The following is a 19,640-nucleotide window of genomic DNA, read 5'->3' on the forward strand; positions in this document are numbered from 1 at the left end:
GTCTGCTCGTACGGGGTCTACAGGTACGGTCCGCCCGAGCGGCCGCCCGCGCGGGGGTCGTCGATGCCCTCCTGGCCGCCCGCACCCGGCGGCAGCGCGCGGCGCATCTGCTCCAGCTGGGCGCGCGCGGCCATCTGCTGGGCGAACAGGGTGGTCTGGATGCCGTGGAACAGGCCTTCCAGCCAGCCGACCAACTGGGCCTGAGCGATCCGTAGTTCGGCGTCACTCGGAGTCGCGTCGTCGTTGAACGGCAGGGAGAGCCGCTCCAACTCCTCGACGAGCTCGGGCGCCAGACCGTCCTCCAGTTCCTTCACCGAACTGGAGTGGATCTCCTTGAGCCGAGCCCGGCTCGCCTCGTCCAGGGGAGCCGCCCGCACCTCCTCCAGCAACTGCTTGATCATGCTGCCGATCCGCATGACCTTCGCGGGCTGCTCGACCTGTTCCGTCACCGGGGTCTCACGGGAGTCCTCGTCCGCGTCGACGCCACCGAGTGCCATGCCGTCCTGGCCCACGACCAGGATCCGCTGGGCGTTCTCCGGCGACCTTTCGTTCCTCGGCATCTCCATGCCGCCATTCTCTCGCACCCGTACACCTCATCATCGTGCTGCCCCCCGGGAAAGATGATCCACCGTTTCCGTTCGGAGCAGTCCGCGATGCGGTGAACAAGGCCGAATGCCAGGCTTGTCGCTACTTGTTCTCTGTCGGCTGACACCGGGAGGGGGTCACGGGCGTGACTTCATGGCGGTGGGGGTTGTGCGGGCTGGCGGTGAGCCTGGCGCTGACGGCCGGGCTGCCGTACGGCGGCGTCGCGTCGTACGCCGCCGTACCGTCGTCGTCCACGGCCTTGCCCCCGTCTCCGTCCTCGTCCTTGTACACGTCTTCGTACACGTCCTCGTCCGCGTCCGCGTCCCCGGTCGGGCCCGACCGGGCCGGGAGCCGGGCCGGGGAGGGACGCATCCGTCCGGGGCGGACGGCGGACGAAGACCGGGACGGGGCCGAGGACGGGGACGTGTACGGGGACGTGTACGAGGACGATGACGTGGAGGCGTACGAGGAGCAGGACGTCGGGGAGGACCCGGCCGAGGAGGACCCGGCCGAGGAGGAGCCGCCCGCGGCCGGGCTCGTCCCCAGCGCGTCGCCGCGGGCGGTCGCCCAGCAGGAACAGCCCGTCGGGCACGCCCTGCGGGTCCTGCCCCTCGGCAGCGGCCTGATCCTCATCGGCCTCGGTCTCGGCCTCGCCTTCCTCGGACTGCGGCTGCGCCGCGGCTAGGACGGCGCCGCCGGGGGCGGTGCGGTGCGGTGCGGTCAGGGTGCGACCAGCAGGACCTTGCCGACGTGGCCGCTCTCCTCGACGATGCGGTGGGCGGTGGCCGCGTCGTGCATCGGGACCTCGCGGTCGACGACCGGGCGGACGTGACCGGCGGCCAGCAAGGGCCAGACGTGCTCGCGCACCGCCGCGACGATCGTCGACTTCTCCCCGAGCGGGCGGGCCCGCAGCGAGGTCGCGCTGATCGCGGCACGCTTGGCGAGGAGCGCGCCGATGTTCAGCTCACCCTTCACCCCGCCCTGCATGCCGATGATCGCGAGGCGGCCGTTGACGGCCAGGCTCTGGACGTTGCGCTCCAGGTACTTCGCGCCCATGTTGTCGAGGATGACGTCGGCCCCGGCACCGTCCGTGGCCTGCTTGATCTCGGCCACGAAGTCCTGCTCCCGGTAGTTGACCAGGATGTCCGCGCCCAGCTCGGCACACCGCCGCAGCTTCTCCTCGCTGCCCGCGGTGACGGCGACCCTGGCCCCGACGGACTTGGCCAGCTGGATGGCCATGGTGCCGATCCCGCTGGAGCCGCCGTGCACCAGCAGCGTCTCACCGGGGCGCAGGTGGGCGACCATGAAGACGTTCGACCAGACCGTGCACGTCACCTCGGGGAGCGCGGCGGCCTGCCGGAGATCGACCCCCTCGGGCACCGGCAGCAGCTGCCCGGCCGGGACGACGACCTTCTCCGCGTATCCGCCGCCCGCGAGCAGCGCGCACACCTCGTCGCCGACGGCCCAGCCGCTGACTCCGGGGCCGAGCTCGGCGATGCGCCCCGAGCACTCCAGGCCGGGGTAGGGCGACGCGCCCGGCGGCGGGTCGTAGAAGCCCTGCCGTTGCATGATGTCGGCGCGGTTGACGGCGCCGGCCACCACCTCGACCAGGACCTCGCCCTCGCCGGGTACGGGATCGGGGACCTCGTCCCACACCAGCGCCTCGGGACCACCAGGTTCGGAAATCGTGATCGCATGCATGGGAGGGACGCTACTCCTGCGTCCGCGGCGGCCGCCGTAGCGGCCATCGCTCCCGCGTCCCCGGCAGGAGCGATGTCGGCCGTCGTCCGTATGTCCCCGGCAGGAGCGGTGACGGCCGTCATCCTCATGTCTCAGGCAGGAGCCGTGTCGGCCTTCGGTCCCTGCGTCTGCGGGCCGACACCTCCCCATGAGCCAGCACACCGCCGGCCTGGCCATCGAGACCGCGGGCCTGGTGAAGACGTTCGGCGAGACCCGAGCCGTGGACGGCGTGGACCTCACCGTGCCCGCCGGCACGGTCTACGGCGTCCTCGGGCCCAACGGCGCCGGAAGGACCACCACCGTCAAGATGCTCGCCACGCTCGATCTGGCGGCCGTCGACGATGATCGGCTACCTCCTCGGCGATGCCCTGCGCTACACGATCGCCTCCGTCGTGATGCTCACCGTCGGCATGATCCTCGGCTACCGCCCGGACGGCGGGTTCGTCGGCGTCGTCGCCGGGATCGCTGTTCGTGCTGGTCTTCGAACCGGTCACGATGCGGCTGTACAACCGCAAGCAGGAAGGCTCCTCCTGGAGACAAGACGCCGTCCACGAGAGCCGGATGCCATCCGCTTGAGGCGGGGCGCCGTGCGAGACGCCGGGCGCCGACCGCTGGAGGCCGGGTGCCGTCCGCTAGAGGCGGGGTGCCGTCCGCGGCTCCGGTGGCACCCGCACGATGGTGACCAGGCGGTCCGTCAGCTCCAGGACTCCGATCGCCGGATCGTCGTAGGCGAGCACCCGGTGACCGCGGACGACGCTCACCACCAGGTCGTCCGTCTCGCGCGGACTGCGTCCCGACTCGGCCTTGGTGACGGGCCGTTCCACGAGGTCCAGGCCGCTGCCCTGGTGCATGAGGTCCTCCATGACCCGGCCGGCCGCCGGGCTGAGCACGGACAGCCCGAGGAGGCGTCCGGCCGCTCCCGCACTGGTGATGACCTCGTCGGCGCCCGACTGCTGGAGCAGCGGCGCGTTCTCCTCCTCCCGCACCGCGGCCACGATCTTCGCCCGGGGATTGAGCTGGCGGGCGGTCAGGGCCACGAGGACGGACGTGTCGTCACGTTCCGTCGCGATGATGATCTTTCCGGCCCGCTGCACCTCCGCCCGGCGCAGCACGTCGCTGCGCGTCGCGTCGCCGACCACGCCCTCGTAGCCCTCGGCCGTCGCCGCGGCGATCATCTTGGCGCCGGGATCGATCACGACGACCTGCTCCTTCCGCAGTCCCGAGGCACAGGCGGTGCGGATCGCGGCCCGCCCCTTCGTGCCGAAGCCGACGACGACGGTGTGGTCGCGCAAGGGAGACCTCCGGGATACTGGGCGGAACCTCGGTACGGACGGGGTGTTGCGTGCTGACGGGAACAACCCGCCGGGAACCATGGTGCCCACCGTACGGATCACCATGACAGGGGGCACGCGATGCGAGACCACGAACGACAGCCTGCCGGGGCGCGGCGGCTCTCCCTCCTCAGGTCGCTCTGGTACCGCTCGCGCGCCGAGGCCCGTGACGACGCCGAGGCCGGCCGCTCCATCACGATGCCGGTGCAGAGCGCTCTGCCGCCACTCCAGCAGGTGCTGCGGCGCCTCGCACTGGCCCTGTTCGTACTGGCCGTCACCACGTTGATCGTCTACGCCGACCACGAGGGTTACAACGACAACTCCGACGGCTCCGTCGATCTCCTCGACTCGGCCTACTACGCCACCGTCACCCTCTCCACCACCGGATACGGCGACATCACGCCCGTCAGCGACACGGCCCGGCTCATCAACATCCTCGTCATCACGCCGCTGCGCGTGCTCTTCCTGATCATCCTGGTCGGCACCACCCTCGAAGTGCTCACCGAGCGCACCCGTCAGCAGGTCCGCGTCCACCGCTGGCGCACCCGCACCCACAACCACGTCGTGGTCGTCGGCTACGGCACCAAGGGCCGCCACGCGGTGGAGACGCTCATCGGGCAGGGCATCCCCAAGGAACAGATCGTCATCGTGGACGCGCAGCTCAAGGCCGCGGTGTCGGCCGGGGACGACGGGCTGGTCACGGTGACCGGGGACGCCACCCGCTCCGAGACGCTCCTCAAGGCCGAGGTTCCCAGCGCCGCCCGGGTGATCGTCGCCCCTCAGCGCGACGACACCGCGGCCCTGGTCACCCTCACCGCCCGCCAGCTGAACCGGCGAGCCACGATCGTCGTCGCCGCCCGGGAGGACGAGAACGTCCCGCTGCTCAAGCAGAGCGGCGCGGACACGGTGGTCACCAGCTCCAGCTCCGCCGGCCGACTGCTCGGCGTCTCCATGGTCAGCCCGATCGTGGCGAGGACCCTGGAGGACCTGATGACCCTGGGCAGCGGACTGGACCTCATCGAACGTCCCGTCACCCGGCAGGAGGTGGGCCGGTCGCCACGCGCCTGCGCGGACCTGATGGTGGCGGTCCTCCGGGGCAAGGACCTCCTGGACTTCGCCGACCCGAAGCTCACCGAGCTCAAGGCGGGGGACCGGGTGATCACGGTGAGCCGGGCCCCGGTCACCGAGCAGGTGTGACCCGGGCGGGCGACGCTGAAGAGGCGAACGTTTCACGTGAAACGAGCAGGTTGTGATCGGTCGAGGTGTTTCACGTGAAACAGGACGAGTGGGCCATTCGCGTGTTTCACGTGAAACAGGCGTCGATCCCGGCCGCAGCCCACGGCAGGTCCAGCAGTTCCGTCTCCTGACCGGCGCGTGCCCCACCCGGCGGTACGACGGCCAGGGCGTCGGCCGCCGCGATGCCCCGCAGCATCGCCGGGCCGTTGTAGTGCAGCGGCACGGCATGGTCGCCTCGCAGGACGGCCGGGACGAGCCGGGTGTCGTGCGGGTGACCGTGCACCGCCTCCTTCAGCGGCAGCGTGTACGGCTCGGGGGCCGGACGGGCGGCGAGCGTACGCAGCAGCGGCTCGGCGAGGGTGACCAGGCCGGAGACGGCCGCGAGGGGGTTGCCGGGCAGGCCCACGAGGTGCCGGCCGTCCTGGAGACGGGCCAGCAGCATCGGATGGCCGGGGCGGACCTGCACCCCGTCGACCAGGAGCTCGGCGCCGACGCGGCTCAGTGTGGGGTGGACGTGGTCGACGGGGCCGGAGGCCGTACCGCCGGTGGTGATGATCAGGTCCGCTCCTGACGTCGTCAGGGCCCGGTACAGGGCCTCCGCGTCGTCGCCCAGTCTGCGCAACGCCACCACCTCGGCACCCAGCCCGCGCAGCCACGGGGGGAGCATCGGGCCGAGCGCGTCCCTGATGAGGCCGTCGTGCGGGCGGCCCTCGGTGAGCAGTTCGTCGCCGAGGACGAGCACCTCCACGCGGGGCCGGGGGACGGCCGCCAGCGTGTCGTAGCCTGCGGCCGCGGCGAGCCCCAGGACGGCCGGGGTCACCACCGCTCCGGTCGGCAGCAACTGCTCCCCGCTCCGGCACTCCTGGCCACGGGGACGGATGTCCTGGCCGTGCCGGCTCTCACCGGTGGGGTGCAGCCGGCCCTTCTCGTCGATACGGCCGTGCTCGCTGCGGAGCACGGCCGTGGTGTCGGGCGGGATCCGGGCTCCGGTGGCGATACGAGCGGCCTCACCGTCGGCGAGGGGCGCGGGCTGCGCGTGCCCGGCCAGGACGTCCTCGTCCCGTACGGCCCAGGGACCGGGGCCGGCGACCGCCCAGCCGTCCATCGCGGAGGTGTCGAAGGAGGGCAGGTCGGTGAGGGCGGTCAGAGGGGCGGCCAGGACCAGGCCGAGCGCGTCGACGAGGGACACCGAGACGGGGGTGCGGCGGGCGGCGGTGGAGCGGGCGGCCCGGCCGGCGATCGTGCGGGCCTCGGCCCACGGGGTGGCGGTGGCCCGGTGACGGGACGACGTGTGTCCCTGGGCGTCACGGGAGCCGGATGCCCCGCCGTGCCCTGCGCCGGGCCGGCCGGCGCGGTCGTCGCCGTTCCGTCCGCCTCGGTCCTCACCGTGCGCGGCCGCCGACGCGGGGCTGCGGTCCCCGTCCGGGCGGACGGCGCTGTCTCCGGCCGGGCCGGGGGAGCTGTTGCCGTGGTTCACGAGGGCGAGCGCCTCCTCGACGTCGAGGTCCTCGGCGTCCTGGCCGTCCCGGACACCGAAGGCGGTCATCCGGCGTCCGGGCGGGTGTCGGGCGTGGCGTCGGGAGCCACGTCGGACCGGCCGTCGCCGGGTTCGTCGGCCCAGCGCACGGCCAGGTCGGCGGCCTTGCGGGAGGCCTCGGCGACGGCTTCGGGGCCTCCCTGGGCCCGCCCGGCCGCGTAGCCGACCAGGAAGGTGGTCAGCGGGGCGGCGGGCCGGGCCACACCGTGGGCGGCGTCACGGGCGAGATCGAGGAGGACGCCGGTGTCGACGTCGAGGTCGATGCCCAGTTCGTCCTTGACTGCGGAGATCCATTCATCCAACACGTGGCCATGCTCCCTGATACGTGCCCTGGCGGTGGCGATGTCGTCCCAGGTGTCGCAGTCGAAGGACGCGACGGGGTCGGGGACGCGGGTGAGGTCGAGCCCGGCGGTGAGCCGGCGCAGCGGAAGGCCGGTGAGGCCGTCGTGCTGCTCGCCGAGCGCCGTCAGTTCGCGGCGCAGGGCGGGCGTGCGGTAGGCGGCGACGAGCGGCTGGTCGCGGCCGTCGGCGTCGGTGAGCAGCGCGCCCTCGGCACGGTTGTCGTCCAGGGCGGCCAGCAGGCTGCGGACGGTGTCCGGCGCGAGGAACGGCAGGTCGGCGGAGAGGACGAGAACGCGGTCGGCGGTGGTGTGGCGCAGTCCGGCGCCGAGGGCCGCGACCGGACCCGCGCCGGGCGGGTCCTCGCGCGCCCACCGCACCGGCCGGACGGTGGGCCGGGGGTCGGCGACGACGACGGTGGTCCGCGCGTCGGCGCAGGCGGACAGCACCCGGTCGAGCAGCGCGCGCCCGCCCACGCGGACGCCGGGCTTGTCGGCACCGCCGAGACGGCGGGCTCCGCCGCCGGCGAGCACGACGGCGTCGTGAGCGGGAGACGCGTTCGGGGTCATCCCCCGAGTATGCGCGGCCCGCCGATCACGGGGAACGCGCGGGCGTCCGCGTCATCACAGTGTGCGCAGCAGCACCGCCGGCTGTTCCACGCAGTCCGCCACGTAGCGCAGGAATCCGCCCGCCGTACCCCCGTCGCACACGCGGTGGTCGAAGGTGAGCGAGAGCTGGACGACCTGGCGCACCGCCAGCTCCCCCTCGTGCACCCACGGCTTGGGGACGATGCGGCCGACGCCGAGCATGGCCGCCTCGGGGTGGTTGACGATCGGCGTGGAGCCGTCGACGCCGAACACGCCGTAGTTGTTCAGCGTGAAGGTCCCACCGGTCAGATCACCCGGGGTGAGGGTCCCGGACCGGGCCGCGTCCGTGAGGCGGGCGAACTCGGCGCTGAGCCCTTCGGCGTCCCGGGCGTGCGCGTCGCGGACGACGGGGACGACCAGCCCCCGCTCGGTCTGGGCGGCGAACCCGAGGTGGACGTGGTCGAACCGGACGATCTCCCGCGCGTCCGCATCGACGGTGGAGTTGAGCTCCGGGAACCGGGCCAGGGCAGCGGTGCAGATGCGGGCCAGCAGCGCCAGGAGGGAGATCTTCGGGCCGCCGACGGCGTTCATCGCCGCGCGGGCGCGCATCAGTTCCGTGGCGTCGGCGTCCACCCAGCAGGTCGCGTCGGGGATCTCGCGGCGGCTGCGGGAGAGCCTGTCGGCGGCGGCCCCGAGCACGCCCCTGAGCGGGATGCGGTGCTCTCCCACGGGCGCGGGAGAGGCGGCGAACGTCGGTGGTACGGGAGTGTGCCGGGAGGCGGGGGCCGGAGGCGCGGGGACCTGGGGGGCGGCGGGAGCCGAAAGCGCCGCCGCCGGCGCCTGCTGTCCGGCCGGCGGCTGTGCGGTCCGCCTCCGGGCGGCGGCCACCCGCAGCGCGTCCTCCACGTCCGCCCGCAGGATCAGACCGTCCGGCCCGGACCCCTTCAACCGGGCCAGGTCCAGGCCGTTCTCCCGGGCGAGACGGCGCACCAGCGGGGAGATCACCGGGACGGGACCGTCCGCCGTGGAGTCGGCGGAGCCTCCGGCCCGCCCGTGGGCCGCCGCGGGCGCGGAGAAGGACGCGACGGCGGGCTCCCGGCCCGCGGAAGGCGCCGACGGAGCTGACGGAGCCGTAGCCGTCCGGGCCGACTCGCCCTCCGGCGTCGGCCGTCCCGCCCGCGTCGGCTCAGTCGGCCGTACCCGGCGCCGTCGCGCGGGCGCCTCCGAGGTGCCGTACCCCACCAGGACGTTGCCCGAGCCCTGGACACCCGGGGCCGGTGCGTCCGGTCCACGGGTGCCCGCGCCCTGGACGCCGCCGCCCCGGGTGTCCGAGTCGTCCGTCGGTCCTTCGGCGGAGGGTCCGCCGACCGCGACGGTCAGCAGCGGGGCGCCGACGGGCAGTTCCGTGCCCTCCTCGCCGAACCGGGCGGTGACCACGCCGCCGTAGGGGCACGGCACCTCGACCATCGCCTTCGCCGTCTCGACCTCGACGACCGGCTGGTCGACGGCGACGACGTCACCGACCTGCACCATCCAGCGCACGATCTCCGCCCCGGTGAGCCCCTCCCCGAGGTCCGGCAGCTTGAACTCCAGCACCTGTGCCATCAGCTCTCGGCCTCCCACTGCAGACGCGCCACGGCGTCCAGGATGCGGTCGACGCCTGGCAGGTGGTGGCGCTCCAGCATCGGCGGCGGGTAGGGGATGTCGAACCCGGCCACGCGCAGCACCGGCGCCTCCAGGTGGTGGAAGCAGCGCTCCGTGACACGGGCCGCGATCTCCCCGCCCGGGCCTCCGAAGGAGCCCGATTCATGGACGACGACCGCGCGGCCGGTCCTCCGTACCGAGGCGCAGACCGTCTCGTCGTCGAACGGCACCAGGGAGCGCAGATCGACGACTTCGAGGTCATGGCCCTCGGCGCGGGCCGCCTCGGCGGCTTCGAGGCAGACCGGCACCGACGGCCCGTACGTGATGAGTGTGGCGCTCCGGCCCGAGCGCCGCACCACCGCGCGGCCCACTGGTTCAACGGCCGGTGGTTCGTCCGGGTTCCAGGAGTCCTTGGACCAGTACAGGCGCTTGGGTTCGAGGAAGACGACCGGGTCGTCGGAGGCGATGGCGGCGCGCAGCAGGCCGTAGGCGTCGGCGACCGTGGCGGGCGTGACGACATGGAGCCCCGGAGTCGCCATGTAGTACGCCTCGGAGGAGTCGCTGTGGTGCTCGACGCCGCCGATGCCACCGCCGTAGGGGACGCGGACGGTGATCGGCACGGGCATGCGGCCGCGGGTGCGGTTGCGCATGCGGGCGACGTGGCTGATGAGCTGCTCGAACGCCGGGTAGGCGAAGGCGTCGAACTGCATCTCCACGACCGGCCGCAGCCCGTACATGGCCATGCCGACGGCCGTGCCGAGGATGCCCGCCTCGGCGAGCGGCGTGTCCGTGCAGCGGTCCTCGCCGAACTCCTCGGTGAGTCCGTCGGTGATCCGGAAGACGCCGCCGAGGGTGCCGACGTCCTCGCCCAGGACGTGCACGGACGGGTCGGCGGCCATCGCGTCGCGCAGCGCGCGCGTGAGGGCCTGCGCCATGGTGGCGGTCCTGGCGGCGACGGTGGTCATCAGTGCCCCCCTTCCCGCTCCGCGTCGAGCTCGGCCCGCAGCAGGGCGCGCTGCTCGCGCAGCTGGGGAGTGGGATCGGCGTACACGTGGGCGAACAGGTCCATGGGGTCGAGCGTCGCATCCTGGTGCATGCGGGCGCGCAGGTCGGCGGCGAGGGCCTCGGCGGCGTCCCGCGCGGCCTGCTTCTCCTGCTCGTCGAGCAGCCCGCGGGCGGTCAGCTCGTGTTCCAGCAGCAGGATCGGGTCGTGCTCGCGCCAGGTCTCGACCTCGGCGTCGCCGCGGTAGCGGGTCGCGTCATCGGCGTTGGTGTGGGCGTCGATGCGGTAGGTGACCGCCTCCACCAGCGTCGGTCCGCCGCCCGCGCGCGCGTGCCGTACGGCGTCGGACAGCACCTGGTGCACGGCGACCGCGTCGTTGCCGTCGACGAGCCGGCCCGGCATGCCGTACCCGACGGCCTTGTGGGCCAGGGAGGGGGCGGCGGTCTGCTTGGCGAGCGGGACGGAGATCGCGAAGCCGTTGTTCTGGACGAGGAAGACGACCGGTGCCTGCCAGACGGCGGCGAAGTTGAGCGCCTCGTGGAAGTCACCCTCGCTGGTGCCGCCGTCGCCGACCAGGGCGAGCGCGACCACGTCGTCGCCCTTCAGGCGTGCGGCGTGGGCGAGGCCGACGGCGTGCGGGAGCTGGGTGGCGAGCGGGGTGCACAGGGGCGCCACCCGGTGCTCGAGGGGGTCGTAGCCGGTGTGCCAGTCGCCGCGCAGCAGGGTCAGGGCCTCGACGGGGTCCACGCCGCGTGCGACCGCCGCGAGGGTGTCGCGGTAGCTGGGGAAGAGCCAGTCCCGCTCCCGCAGGACGAGCGCGGCGGCGATCTCGCAGGCCTCCTGGCCGGTGCTGGAGGGGTAGACGGCGAGGCGGCCCTGCTTGGTGAGGGCGGTGGCCTGCGCGTTGTACCGGCGGCCGCGCACCAGCTGGGCGTAGAGCCTGCGCAGCAGCTCCGGGTCGGCCTGCGCGGCCGCTTCGGTGCCGAGCACGCGGTGGGGCTCGGCGTCGGGCAGCAGCGGCGCGGGGTCGGTGCGGGGCTGCCAGGCGGGCGGCGGGGTCGGCCGATACGCGCCCCGCTGCTCCATGACCGTCATGACGGCACCTCCTCGTGGGGGTGGCTACGGGAGGCGGGTCGGCTGTGACCCGCCTCACCTACCGATTGTTCGGTCGTCGGCACATTTTGGCTACTGGCCCCCCGAGGCTGTGGACAAACGGTTCTCCACAGCCTGAGATGGACGCAGGTCGTCCACGGCGGAGAGGCGGGGGGACATGACACCTGAACAAATGGCCGACAGTCCGGACGACGGCTCGCCGCAGCCCCTGCCCCGCCCGCTGGACGCCATCGATCAGGACATCCTCCGGATGCTCCAGGCGGACGGCCGCGCCTCGATACGGTCGGTCGCCGAACGGGTCCACGTCTCGCGCGCCAACGCCTACGCGCGCATCAACCGGCTGCTCGACGACGGTGTCATCCGCGGCTTCGGCGCCCGCGTCGATCACGAGCGCGCGGGCCACGGCACGTCCGCGTACATCACGCTGAAGATCGTCCAGAATTCCTGGCGCACGGTGCGCGAGCAGCTCAGACAGCTCCCCGGCGCCTCCCACATCGCGCTGGTGGGCGGCGACTTCGACGTCCTGCTGCTGGTGCACGCACCCGACAACAGGGCGCTGCGCGAGCTGGTGCTCACCCGGCTCCAGGCCATTCCCCAGGTGCTCAGCACCCGCACGCTGCTGGTGTTCGAGGAGGAGGACCTGGAGCCGCAGGGGTGACCCGGGGGCCGGGACCCGTCGTTCGGATCACCCCGCAGACGCGGTCCGGACGACAGGGCCCGGTCCTCAAGCCTCCCGGCGCAGCCCCGAGAAGACCAGCCGCGCCACCGCGTCGGCCACGTCCCGCTCGCCCATGCCCCGCCCGTCCGGCCGGTACCACTCGACGATCGAGTTGATCATGCCGAAGACCAGCCGGGTCGCCAGCCGCACCTCGACGTCGCCGCGCACGTCCCCGTCGGCGGCGGCCGCCTTCAGCAGCGCGGCGACCCGGTGGTCGAAGTCACGGCGGCGCTCCAGGGCCCACCGCTCGGTGTCGGTGTTGCCGCGCACCCGCAGCAACAGGGTCACGTAGGGCAGTTCGGCTATGAGCACCTCGACCATGCGCCGCACGACGTACTCCAGGCGCTCGGCGGCCCGCCCCACGCGCGCGTGCTCCTCGTCGAGGATCCCGAAGAGGCCGTCCAGCGCCCGGCTCACCGCGCGCCGCAGCAGCTCCTCCTTGCCGGAGACGTGGTGGTAGATCGACGACTTGGAGATGCCGGCCGCCCGGGAGAGGTGCTCCATGGAGGTGCCGTCGTAGCCGCGCTCGTTGAAGACCTGCACGGCGACCGAGAGCAGGGTCTCCGGGGTGTACGTGTCCCGCTTGGCGGTGGTCATGAGGTCCCCTCCCGCCGGTCGGCGGCGTGTCCGTGGCGGTACAGCGCGAGCGAGGGCGCGTAGCGGCCGGAGGGTTCGCGCAGGTGCAGCTCCTCCAGCAGGTCGTGCGCCCAGGTCCTGCCCAGCCTGCGGCTCCACTCGAAGGGGCCGAGGGGGTAGTTGACGCCGAGGCGCATCGCGGTGTCGACGTCCTCCTCGGTGGCCACGCCCTTGGCGACGGCGTCGTGCGCGAGGTCGACGATCCGCGCAACCGTCCGGGCGACGATCATGCCGGGGACGTCGCCGATGACGCTGACGTCCTTGCCGAGCGCCTGGAACAGGCCGATGGCCTCGGACAGGGCCTGCGCGGAGGTGTCCTGGGAGGCGGACAGGGCGATGCGGGTGGCCTTGCGGTAGTCCAGGGCGAGGTCGAAGTAGACGACGTCGCGGAACTCGACGGAGGTCTGGCCGTCGGCGAGCGCGAGATGGCCGCCGCCGGGCAGCATCAGGCGGGTGCCGTGGTCCTCTTCCTCCTCGTGGACCGGGATGCCCGCCTCGCGGATCATCGCGAGCAGTTCCGCGGCGGGACCGAGGTCGCCCTCGGCGACGACGTGGGCGGGCGGCCGGTGCCGCTCCGCGGTGTGCGGCTCGGGGCGCTCGCCGGCCCCGGCGTCACCGCGGTGGTCGAACCAGCCCTGACCGGTCTTGCGGCCGAGGCGGCCGGACTCGACCAGACGGCGCTGGGCGAGCGAGGGGGTGAAGCGCACGTCCTGGAAGAAGGACTGCCACACGGAGTGCGTGACGGACTCGTTGACGTCCTGCCCGATCAGATCGGTCAGCTCGAACGCGCCCATCCGGAAACCGCCCGACTCGCGCAGGACGGCGTCGATGGTGGCGGGGTCGGCACCCTGGGACTCGTAGACCGCGAAGGCCTCGGCGTAGAAGGGCCGGGCGATGCGGTTGACGATGAAGCCGGGGGTGTCGGCGCAGGCGACCGGGGTCTTGCCCCACGCGCGGGCGGTCTCGTACGCGCGCGTGGCCGAGGTGACGTCGGTGGCGAAGCCGGAGACGACCTCCACCAGCGGCATCAGCGGCGCCGGGTTGAAGAAGTGCAGGCCCACGAAGCGGCCCGGGTTGCGCAGCGCGCCGCCGACGGCCGTCACCGACAGGGAGGAGGTGTTGGTGGCGAGCAGGCAGTCCTCGCCGACGACGTCCTCGAGCGCCCGGAACAGCTCCTGCTTGACGTCCAGCCGCTCCAGGACGGCCTCGACGACCAGCGCGCAGTCGGCGAGGCCGGCGAGGCCGTCCACGGGCAGGAGGCGGGCGCGGGCGGCGTCCCGCTCGGCGGCGGTGAGCCGGTCCTTCTCGACGAGCCGGTCGAGGCGGGCGCCGATCGCCGCGGACGCTTCCCGGGCGCGGCCGGCCACGGCGTCGTACAGCCGTACGGGGTGGCCCGCGACCAGCGCGACCTGGGCGATGCCCTGGCCCATGGTGCCGCTGCCGACGACGGCCACGGGGCTGCTGAGGTCGAGTGCTGTCATGTGCGCGATCCTCCCGCACGGGGTTTTCCACAGATGCGGCAGGCCCCCTTGTCCCGACCGATCGTTCGGTTACTCTAACTCTGACTGGCCGAACCGTCACCCGCCTCCAGCCCGACCGAGGCGCCCCGCACCGCGTCTCCCGATGTCCTGCCCTTCTTCCGCCCAGGTCATGAGCTCGACGAGGAGCTCTCACGACGAGGAGTTGGTCCCGCATGGCCGCCGAACCCACCGCACCCGATCTGATCGCCAGGCACCGGCCCACCCTCGACCAGGCCCTGGAAGCGATCCGCACCCGCGCGTACTGGTCCCCGCACCCCGAACACCCCAAGGCCTACGGCGACCACGGCAGCCTGGACGCGGCCGCGGGCAAGGCGGCCTTCGACGCCCTGCTGGGCACCCGCCTCGACCTGGGCCAGCCCGGTACCGACGACTGGGTGGGCGGCGAGGTCTCCCCGTACGGCGTGGAGCTGGGCGTGACGTACCCGCACGCGGACGTCGACGTGCTGCTGCCCGCCATGCGGGCCGGCCAGCGGGCCTGGCGCGACGCGGGGGCGGAGGTCCGCGCGGTGACCTGCCTGGAGATCCTCAAGCGCATCAGCGACCGGACGCACGAGTTCGCGCACGCCGTCATGCACACCTCCGGCCAGGCCTTCATGATGGCGTTCCAGGCGGGCGGCCCCCACGCCCAGGACCGCGGTCTGGAAGCGGTGGCGTACGCGTACGCCGAACAGACCCGCACCCCCGACACCGCCGAGTGGACCAAGCCGCAGGGCAAGCGCGACCCGCTCGCGCTGACCAAGCGGTTCACGCCCGTCCCGCGCGGTGTCGCCCTGCTCATCGGCTGCAACACCTTCCCGACGTGGAACGGCTATCCGGGCCTGTTCGCCTCCCTCGCCACCGGCAACGCGGTCCTGGTAAAGCCCCACCCGCGCGCGGTGCTGCCGCTCGCGCTCACCGTGCGGATCGCCCGCGAGGTGCTGGCCGAGGCCGGCTTCGCCGCCGACCTGGTCGCGCTCGCCGCCGAACGGCCGGGCGAGGGCATCGCCAAGACCCTGGCCCTCCGTCCCGAGATCAAGATCATCGACTACACCGGTTCGACGGCCTTCGGCGACTGGCTGGAGGACAACGCCCGCCAGGCGCAGGTCTACACGGAGAAGGCCGGCGTCAACACGGTCCTCGTGGACTCCACCGACGACTACCGGGGCATGCTCTCCAACCTGGCCTTCTCGCTGTCCCTGTACAGCGGCCAGATGTGCACCACCCCGCAGAACCTGCTGATCCCCCGCGACGGCATCCGCACCGACGAGGGCCCCCGCGGCTACGACGAGGTCGTCACCGACCTGGCCCGCTCGGTCGACGCTCTCCTCGGCGACGACGCGCGCGCGAACGCCCTGCTCGGCGCCATCGTCAACCCCGACGTCAAGGCCCGGCTCGAAGCGGCGGCCGGGCTCGGCGAGGTGGCCCTCGCCTCCCGTGAGGTGCCCCACCCGGACTTCCCCGACGCGGTCGTGCGCACCCCCGTGATCGTGAAGCTGGACGGCGCCAAACCGGACGACGAGGCCGCCTACATGAGCGAGTGCTTCGGACCGGTCTCCTTCGCCGTCGCCGTCGACTCGTCCGCGGAGGGCGTCGAGCTGCTGCGGCGCACCATCCGCGACAAGGGCGCGATGACGGTCGGCGCGTACACCTCCGACGCGGAGGTCGAGCGGGCCGTCGAGGAGGTCTGCCTGGAGGAGGCCGCCCAGCTGTCCCTCAACCTCACCGGCGGGGTCTACGTCAACCAGACGGCCGCCTTCTCCGACTTCCACGGCTCGGGCGGCAACCCGGCGGCCAGCGCCGCCCTCACCGACGGCGCGTTCGTCGCGAACCGCTTCCGGGTGGTGGAGGTGCGCCGGGAGGCCTAGACCTGTCCTACACCACGTCCGGCCCGGGAGAGCCGCCCCGCAGATCCGTGCCCCCGCCCCCGGCGCTCCAGTGGTACAGCGTCATGGCCACGCTGGTGGCGAGGTTGTAGCTGGAGACCTGGGGGCGCATCGGCAGGGCGAGCAGGTGGTCGGCCCGCGCGCGGAGCGCGGCCGACAGCCCGCTGCGCTCCGAACCGAAGGCGAGGACGGCATCGTCCGGGAGCTTCACGTCCCGGAGGTCCTCGCCCTCCGGGTCGAGCGCGAACACCGGGCCGGGCGGCAGTTCGTCGACGGCCAGCCGCTCCACGGCGGTCGCGAAGTGCAGCCCCGCACCGCCGCGCACCACGGTCGGATGCCAGGGGTCGAGCGTGCCGGTGGTGACCACGCCGGTCGCCCCGAAACCGGCCGCCAGCCGGATCACGGCTCCCGCGTTGCCCAGGTTGCGCGGCTCGTCGAGCACCACGACCGGCGCGGTGCGCGGCAGCCGGGCCAGCGCCCGCAGATGCGCCTCCCGGGAGGGCCGTAGGGCCAGCGCGGCCACGGCGGTGGGATGCGGACGCGGCACCAGCGAGGCGTACGTCGCCTCCGGCACCTCCGTCAGCAGCGCGTCCAGCGTCCGCCGGACGTCGGGGGCGAGCTCGTCGGCGAGGGCGAGCGCCGCCCGCCGGTCGACGGCGACCGCCACCGGGATCTCGGCCCCGAAGCGCACGGCGTGCTTCACGGCGTGGAAGCCGTCGAGGAGCACGCAGGCGTCGGCCGTCCGGCGCCACAGTGCGAGGGGGTCGGTCATGCCGTGAAGCCTACGCGGCTGGGCTCGGCGTCCTGGGGCGTGCGCGGGCCCGGCGGCGGCTCCGCCGCGACGGCCCGGTCCCGTGCCACGATCGCCACGCCCGCGCGGGCCGCCCACCCGCCGAGCCGGCGCAGGAAGGGCGTCGGCAGGAAGACCGCGTCCGCCGCGATCATCGCGAGCGAGAAGAACGGCAGCCCGAGGACCACGGCGATCGCCGCGTGCTCGATCATCATGACCACCAGCAGGACGTTCTTCACGCGCCGGTTGAACAGCGTGAAGGGGAAGGCGACCTGCACGGCCACCGTCCCGTAGGTCACCAGCATGACCATGGTGCCGCTGGAGGACAGCAGCTCGCCCAGGGCGGGCCAGGGCGAGAAGTAGTCCAGGTGCAGCGGGTAGTAGACGGCGGTGCCGTCCTGCCAGCGGGAGCCCTGGACCTTGTACCAGCCGGCCGTCGCGTAGATCAGACAGGCCTCCGCCATGATCACCAGCAGGGCGCCGTTGTGCAGGATGTTGGCGACGACGTCCAGCAGGATCCTGGGTTCCGCGGACCGTGTCAGGCGCCCCACGGCCCACCACAGGCCCTGTGCGGCCCACACCGCCCACAGGATCGCCGGCACGACCGGATCACCCTCCAGACGCCCCGTCCCGGTCGCCACGACCAGCACCAGCCCGAACACACCCCACAGGGCGGGCCCCACCCGGTCCGTGACCCGCTCGCCCCGCGCGCGTGCCTCGGCCGCGCGCCGCGCCCGCCGCGCGTCCAGCGACCACACCTGGGCGCAGCGCGTGAACACGAGGTAGAGGGACATCAGGTGCATCACGTTGTCGCCGCCGTCGCCCACGAACACACTGCGGTTCTGCAGCGACAGCACGCCCGCCATGAACAGCACCGACACCGTGCGGGTGCGCCAGCCGAGCAGCAGCAGCGCGCTCGCCAGCACCGCGCACGCGTAGACGAGCTCGAACCAGACCCGCCCGTCCGACCACATCAGGGCCGAGAAGGCGCCGTTGCCGTCGATCAGCCGCCGGGCCAGCTCCCAGCTCCAGGGGCCGTCGGGGCCGTAGAGCTCCTCGCGGTGCGGATACTCACGCAGCAGGAACAGCAGCCAGGTCAGGCTGAAGCCGATACGGACCACGGCGCTCTGGTAGGGCCCGAGCGCGGCCCCGGTCACACGGGCCATCGCGGCGGACACCGACAGGGACAACCGGTTCACCGCGCACCTCCCTCGGCGGCCGGAACCGACCACCAGGGCAGCACGCGGTACACCGGCCGCGAGGTGACCTGGTCGGAGACCCAGGGGGGCGCCGGCACGTTGGTGGTGCGGGAGCGGACCTGGACCCGCTCGATCAGGCCGCCCTCCCCGGCCGCGCCGCCACGCTCCAGGCGCCCGACGACGATGCGGCGCAGGTACTCCTCGGACAGGGCGCTGCGCGAACCCACCGCACGGTCGTCGGCGTCGTGCGAGCCCAGGTAGAAGTCCCAGGCGCGACGCAGCTCGTTCTGCTGGGTGTGGCTGGGCACCAGGTTGCCGTCGATGGCCCGGCCGTCCTGCGCGGAGAGGTCGTACCAGCCGGTGGTGCGCGAGGAACCGTCCGCGGTGCGGACGTCGGCGCGGACCTGCACGGCGATGTTCTGCTGGAGCGGGTTCGGCGCGAACAGCTTCCAGTTCTGCTCGAACTCCGGGTAGATCCAGTCGTCGATCGCGTCGCCGTGTGCCTTGGTGACCGTGTTGGACGGCGCGACGTGCAGGAACACCATGCCGAGATGCGCGCAGACGGTGACCGCGACGACCGCGAGCGCCAGGGCGGCAGCGATCTGGTAGCGGGGGGAGAGGGCGGCCACACCGGTACGCGGACCGGCTTCGGGAGCGGGAGCGGGGGCAGGGCTGTCGCCGGGACCGGAGCCGGGGCCTGGACGGGAATCGGGACCGGAGCCGGGGCCTGGACGGGAATCGGGACCGGAGCCGGGGCCTGGACCGGAGCCGGGGCCGGAGCCGGGGCCTGGACCGGAGCCGGGGCCGGAGCCGGGGCCTGGACCGGAGCCGGGACCGGAGCCGGGGCCTGGACCGGAGCCGGGACCGGAGCCGGGGCCTGGACCGGAGCCGGGACCGGAGCCGGGGCCTGGACGGGAATCGGGACCGGAGCCGGGGCCTGGACCGGAGCCGGGGCCGGGACGGGAATCTTGGCCGGGACTGGAGCCGGGGCCGGACGCGTGGTCGCGCTCGGCAAGGGGTGTGAGGGCTGCCGCGCCCTTGGCGGAGGCGCCGGGGCGGCCCCGGGGTATTCCGGCGGCGGGCAGAGGGTCCTCACCCTCGGCGCCGGCGTCGGCCGGGCGGCGTTCGGGCGGCGGCCCTTCCGTGGGCCTGCTTGTCTCCGGCCCCCGCACCGCCTCCTCCGCCTCCGCCTCCGCCTCCGCCTCCCGCGGAGCGTCAGAGCCTCCGTCGTACGCGTTCATTCCGCCCCGTTCCCCGATTCCGGTCCGTTTGACTGTGCGGCGTCGACCGAGCGGCGCCGCGGCGGCCGATCCTCCGGCCGCCCATACGCCCGCGCCCCCGGGCTCGACCGCATCCGCGGGCACGACCGCGCCCCGGGCACCGCGCACCACCGCGCACAGCCGGACGGCCTTCGCACGGCCGTCGCACAGTCGTCGCACGGAACGGTACTCAGACCCACCCGCTCCGCGCAGCCCTCCCCCCGGACCGACCCGTCCGGACTCGGGACGAAAGAGGTCCACGGCGCACCCCGGACTTCACGACACCCCGAACCCCACAACACCCCGAACACCACCGCATCCAGGCGTCCGCAGCACCGGCACCAGCCCGCTCGCCCTGCGGGTGGGCGTGCGACCGGTCGAGGGCGGCGTGTGCGGGACCCGCTGGGCCTTCCTGGTCTCCGGAGAGGTGCGGATGGACCGCACCTTCGCGCTGGAGCCGGAGGAGACCCGGGCGGGCCATGTCCTCGCCTGCCCGTCACACCCTCTGACGGAGACGGCG

At 73.5% G+C, this 19,640-nt stretch carries 17 protein-coding genes and 3 pseudogenes; 6 read left to right on the forward strand and 14 right to left on the reverse strand.

Going from position 1 to position 19,640, the window contains the following annotated elements; all coding sequences use genetic code 11:
* Positions 1-17: 17 nt before the first annotated feature.
* Both ACIP67_RS15710 and ACIP67_RS15715 read right to left on the reverse strand, forming a co-directional pair.
* Positions 18-566 (reverse strand): bacterial proteasome activator family protein, encoded by a 549-nt coding sequence (locus tag ACIP67_RS15710; protein WP_401692173.1) that lies wholly within the window; start codon positions 564-566, stop codon positions 18-20.
* A 121-nt stretch (positions 567-687) separates the two neighbouring features.
* Positions 688-957 (reverse strand): hypothetical protein, encoded by a 270-nt coding sequence (locus tag ACIP67_RS15715; RefSeq protein WP_401692174.1) that lies wholly within the window; start codon positions 955-957, stop codon positions 688-690.
* 52 nt (positions 958-1,009) lie between these two features.
* Here ACIP67_RS15715 and ACIP67_RS15720 point away from each other — a divergent pair, with 52 nt between their 5' ends.
* Entirely contained in the window at positions 1,010-1,270 is a 261-nt protein-coding gene (locus ACIP67_RS15720) for a hypothetical protein (protein ID WP_401692175.1), read from the forward strand.
* Positions 1,271-1,305: 35 nt separating this feature from the next.
* Here ACIP67_RS15720 and ACIP67_RS15725 read toward each other — a convergent pair whose 3' ends face one another.
* Positions 1,306-2,286 carry an NAD(P)H-quinone oxidoreductase gene (locus ACIP67_RS15725; protein ID WP_401692176.1) on the reverse strand — a complete coding sequence of 327 codons (981 nt, stop codon included), beginning with the start codon at positions 2,284-2,286 and terminating at the stop codon, positions 1,306-1,308.
* A gap of 187 nt (positions 2,287-2,473) precedes the next feature.
* On the opposite strand from ACIP67_RS15725, the pseudogene ACIP67_RS15730 reads away from it, so the two are divergent.
* Positions 2,474-2,647: pseudogene (locus ACIP67_RS15730) on the forward strand (ATP-binding cassette domain-containing protein); the annotation flags it as partial.
* A 1-nt stretch (position 2,648) separates the two neighbouring features.
* Positions 2,649-2,795: pseudogene (locus ACIP67_RS15735) on the forward strand (ABC transporter permease); the annotation flags it as partial.
* A 162-nt stretch (positions 2,796-2,957) separates the two neighbouring features.
* Here the strand turns inward: ACIP67_RS15735 and ACIP67_RS15740 are convergent.
* Positions 2,958-3,626, reverse strand: a pseudogene (locus ACIP67_RS15740) (potassium channel family protein); the annotation flags it as partial.
* 111 nt (positions 3,627-3,737) lie between these two features.
* On the opposite strand from ACIP67_RS15740, the gene ACIP67_RS15745 reads away from it, so the two are divergent.
* On the forward strand, positions 3,738-4,853 hold the full coding sequence (locus ACIP67_RS15745; protein WP_401692177.1) for a potassium channel family protein: 1,116 nt from the start codon (positions 3,738-3,740) through the stop codon (positions 4,851-4,853).
* A 106-nt stretch (positions 4,854-4,959) separates the two neighbouring features.
* Here the strand turns inward: ACIP67_RS15745 and ACIP67_RS15750 are convergent, their stop codons facing one another.
* The 5 genes from ACIP67_RS15750 to pdhA are packed head-to-tail and all read right to left on the reverse strand — an operon-like array spanning position 4,960 to position 11,097.
* Complete coding sequence (locus tag ACIP67_RS15750) at positions 4,960-6,438, reverse strand: molybdopterin molybdotransferase MoeA (protein WP_401692178.1); 1,479 nt, start codon at positions 6,436-6,438, stop codon at positions 4,960-4,962.
* Positions 6,435-7,337 (reverse strand): NTP transferase domain-containing protein, encoded by a 903-nt coding sequence (locus tag ACIP67_RS15755; RefSeq protein ID WP_401692179.1) that lies wholly within the window; start codon positions 7,335-7,337, stop codon positions 6,435-6,437. Before ACIP67_RS15755 ends, ACIP67_RS15750 begins: the two co-directional genes overlap by 4 nt.
* A gap of 54 nt (positions 7,338-7,391) precedes the next feature.
* Entirely contained in the window at positions 7,392-8,960 is a 1,569-nt protein-coding gene (locus ACIP67_RS15760; RefSeq protein WP_401692180.1) for a dihydrolipoamide acetyltransferase family protein, read from the reverse strand.
* Positions 8,960-9,964: an alpha-ketoacid dehydrogenase subunit beta gene (locus ACIP67_RS15765; RefSeq protein WP_401692181.1), complete on the reverse strand. Its 1,005-nt coding sequence runs from the start codon at positions 9,962-9,964 to the stop codon at positions 8,960-8,962. The genes ACIP67_RS15760 and ACIP67_RS15765 overlap by 1 nt, the downstream gene beginning before the upstream one ends.
* On the reverse strand, positions 9,964-11,097 hold the full coding sequence (gene pdhA, locus ACIP67_RS15770; RefSeq protein ID WP_401692182.1) for a pyruvate dehydrogenase (acetyl-transferring) E1 component subunit alpha: 1,134 nt from the start codon (positions 11,095-11,097) through the stop codon (positions 9,964-9,966). Before pdhA ends, ACIP67_RS15765 begins: the two co-directional genes overlap by 1 nt.
* A 190-nt stretch (positions 11,098-11,287) precedes the next feature.
* Between pdhA and ACIP67_RS15775 the strand changes: the two genes are divergently transcribed.
* The gene (locus ACIP67_RS15775) at positions 11,288-11,773 is read left to right on the forward strand and encodes an Lrp/AsnC family transcriptional regulator (protein WP_401692183.1); all 486 of its coding nucleotides are present in this window, start codon (positions 11,288-11,290) and stop codon (positions 11,771-11,773) included.
* A 66-nt stretch (positions 11,774-11,839) separates the two neighbouring features.
* Here ACIP67_RS15775 and ACIP67_RS15780 read toward each other — a convergent pair whose 3' ends face one another.
* Together ACIP67_RS15780 and ACIP67_RS15785 are read right to left on the reverse strand one after the other, a co-directional pair.
* Positions 11,840-12,430 (reverse strand): TetR/AcrR family transcriptional regulator, encoded by a 591-nt coding sequence (locus tag ACIP67_RS15780; protein ID WP_401692184.1) that lies wholly within the window; start codon positions 12,428-12,430, stop codon positions 11,840-11,842.
* Positions 12,427-13,950 (reverse strand): 3-hydroxyacyl-CoA dehydrogenase, encoded by a 1,524-nt coding sequence (locus ACIP67_RS15785; protein WP_401692185.1) that lies wholly within the window; start codon positions 13,948-13,950, stop codon positions 12,427-12,429. The genes ACIP67_RS15780 and ACIP67_RS15785 overlap by 4 nt, the downstream gene beginning before the upstream one ends.
* 212 nt (positions 13,951-14,162) lie before the next feature.
* Here ACIP67_RS15785 and paaN point away from each other — a divergent pair, with 212 nt between their 5' ends.
* Positions 14,163-15,854 (forward strand): phenylacetic acid degradation protein PaaN, encoded by a 1,692-nt coding sequence (gene paaN / locus ACIP67_RS15790; protein ID WP_401692186.1) that lies wholly within the window; start codon positions 14,163-14,165, stop codon positions 15,852-15,854.
* Positions 15,855-15,861: 7 nt separating this feature from the next.
* Here the strand turns inward: paaN and ACIP67_RS15795 are convergent, their stop codons facing one another.
* Genes ACIP67_RS15795 through ACIP67_RS15805 form a run of 3 tightly spaced genes read right to left on the reverse strand, consistent with a single transcriptional unit; the run spans position 15,862 to position 18,490 of the window.
* Complete coding sequence (locus tag ACIP67_RS15795; protein WP_401692188.1) at positions 15,862-16,644, reverse strand: TrmH family RNA methyltransferase; 783 nt, start codon at positions 16,642-16,644, stop codon at positions 15,862-15,864.
* Positions 16,641-17,861: an HTTM domain-containing protein gene (locus ACIP67_RS15800; RefSeq protein ID WP_401692190.1), complete on the reverse strand. Its 1,221-nt coding sequence runs from the start codon at positions 17,859-17,861 to the stop codon at positions 16,641-16,643. The genes ACIP67_RS15795 and ACIP67_RS15800 overlap by 4 nt, the downstream gene beginning before the upstream one ends.
* Positions 17,858-18,490 (reverse strand): DUF5819 family protein, encoded by a 633-nt coding sequence (locus ACIP67_RS15805; protein WP_401692192.1) that lies wholly within the window; start codon positions 18,488-18,490, stop codon positions 17,858-17,860. The genes ACIP67_RS15800 and ACIP67_RS15805 overlap by 4 nt, the downstream gene beginning before the upstream one ends.
* Positions 18,491-19,640 lie beyond the last annotated feature (1,150 nt).

It is taken from the genome of Streptomyces sp. NPDC088812, assembly GCF_044750285.1.
In the GTDB taxonomy this organism is placed as follows: domain Bacteria; phylum Actinomycetota; class Actinomycetes; order Streptomycetales; family Streptomycetaceae; genus Streptomyces.

Coding starts and splice junctions, on each gene's coding strand:
- paaN (WP_401692186.1), top strand. CDS start 14,163: ATGGCCGCCGAACCCACCGCACCCGATCTGATCGCCAGGCACCGGCCC.
- ACIP67_RS15785 (WP_401692185.1), bottom strand. CDS start 13,950: ATGACAGCACTCGACCTCAGCAGCCCCGTGGCCGTCGTCGGCAGCGGC.
- ACIP67_RS15755 (WP_401692179.1), bottom strand. CDS start 7,337: ATGACCCCGAACGCGTCTCCCGCTCACGACGCCGTCGTGCTCGCCGGC.
- ACIP67_RS15760 (WP_401692180.1), bottom strand. CDS start 8,960: ATGGCACAGGTGCTGGAGTTCAAGCTGCCGGACCTCGGGGAGGGGCTC.
- ACIP67_RS15745 (WP_401692177.1), top strand. CDS start 3,738: ATGCGAGACCACGAACGACAGCCTGCCGGGGCGCGGCGGCTCTCCCTC.
- ACIP67_RS15710 (WP_401692173.1), bottom strand. CDS start 566: ATGGAGATGCCGAGGAACGAAAGGTCGCCGGAGAACGCCCAGCGGATC.
- ACIP67_RS15715 (WP_401692174.1), bottom strand. CDS start 957: ATGCGTCCCTCCCCGGCCCGGCTCCCGGCCCGGTCGGGCCCGACCGGG.
- pdhA (WP_401692182.1), bottom strand. CDS start 11,097: ATGACGGTCATGGAGCAGCGGGGCGCGTATCGGCCGACCCCGCCGCCC.
- ACIP67_RS15750 (WP_401692178.1), bottom strand. CDS start 6,438: ATGACCGCCTTCGGTGTCCGGGACGGCCAGGACGCCGAGGACCTCGAC.
- ACIP67_RS15725 (WP_401692176.1), bottom strand. CDS start 2,286: ATGCATGCGATCACGATTTCCGAACCTGGTGGTCCCGAGGCGCTGGTG.
- ACIP67_RS15780 (WP_401692184.1), bottom strand. CDS start 12,430: ATGACCACCGCCAAGCGGGACACGTACACCCCGGAGACCCTGCTCTCG.
- ACIP67_RS15795 (WP_401692188.1), bottom strand. CDS start 16,644: ATGACCGACCCCCTCGCACTGTGGCGCCGGACGGCCGACGCCTGCGTG.
- ACIP67_RS15765 (WP_401692181.1), bottom strand. CDS start 9,964: ATGACCACCGTCGCCGCCAGGACCGCCACCATGGCGCAGGCCCTCACG.
- ACIP67_RS15775 (WP_401692183.1), top strand. CDS start 11,288: ATGGCCGACAGTCCGGACGACGGCTCGCCGCAGCCCCTGCCCCGCCCG.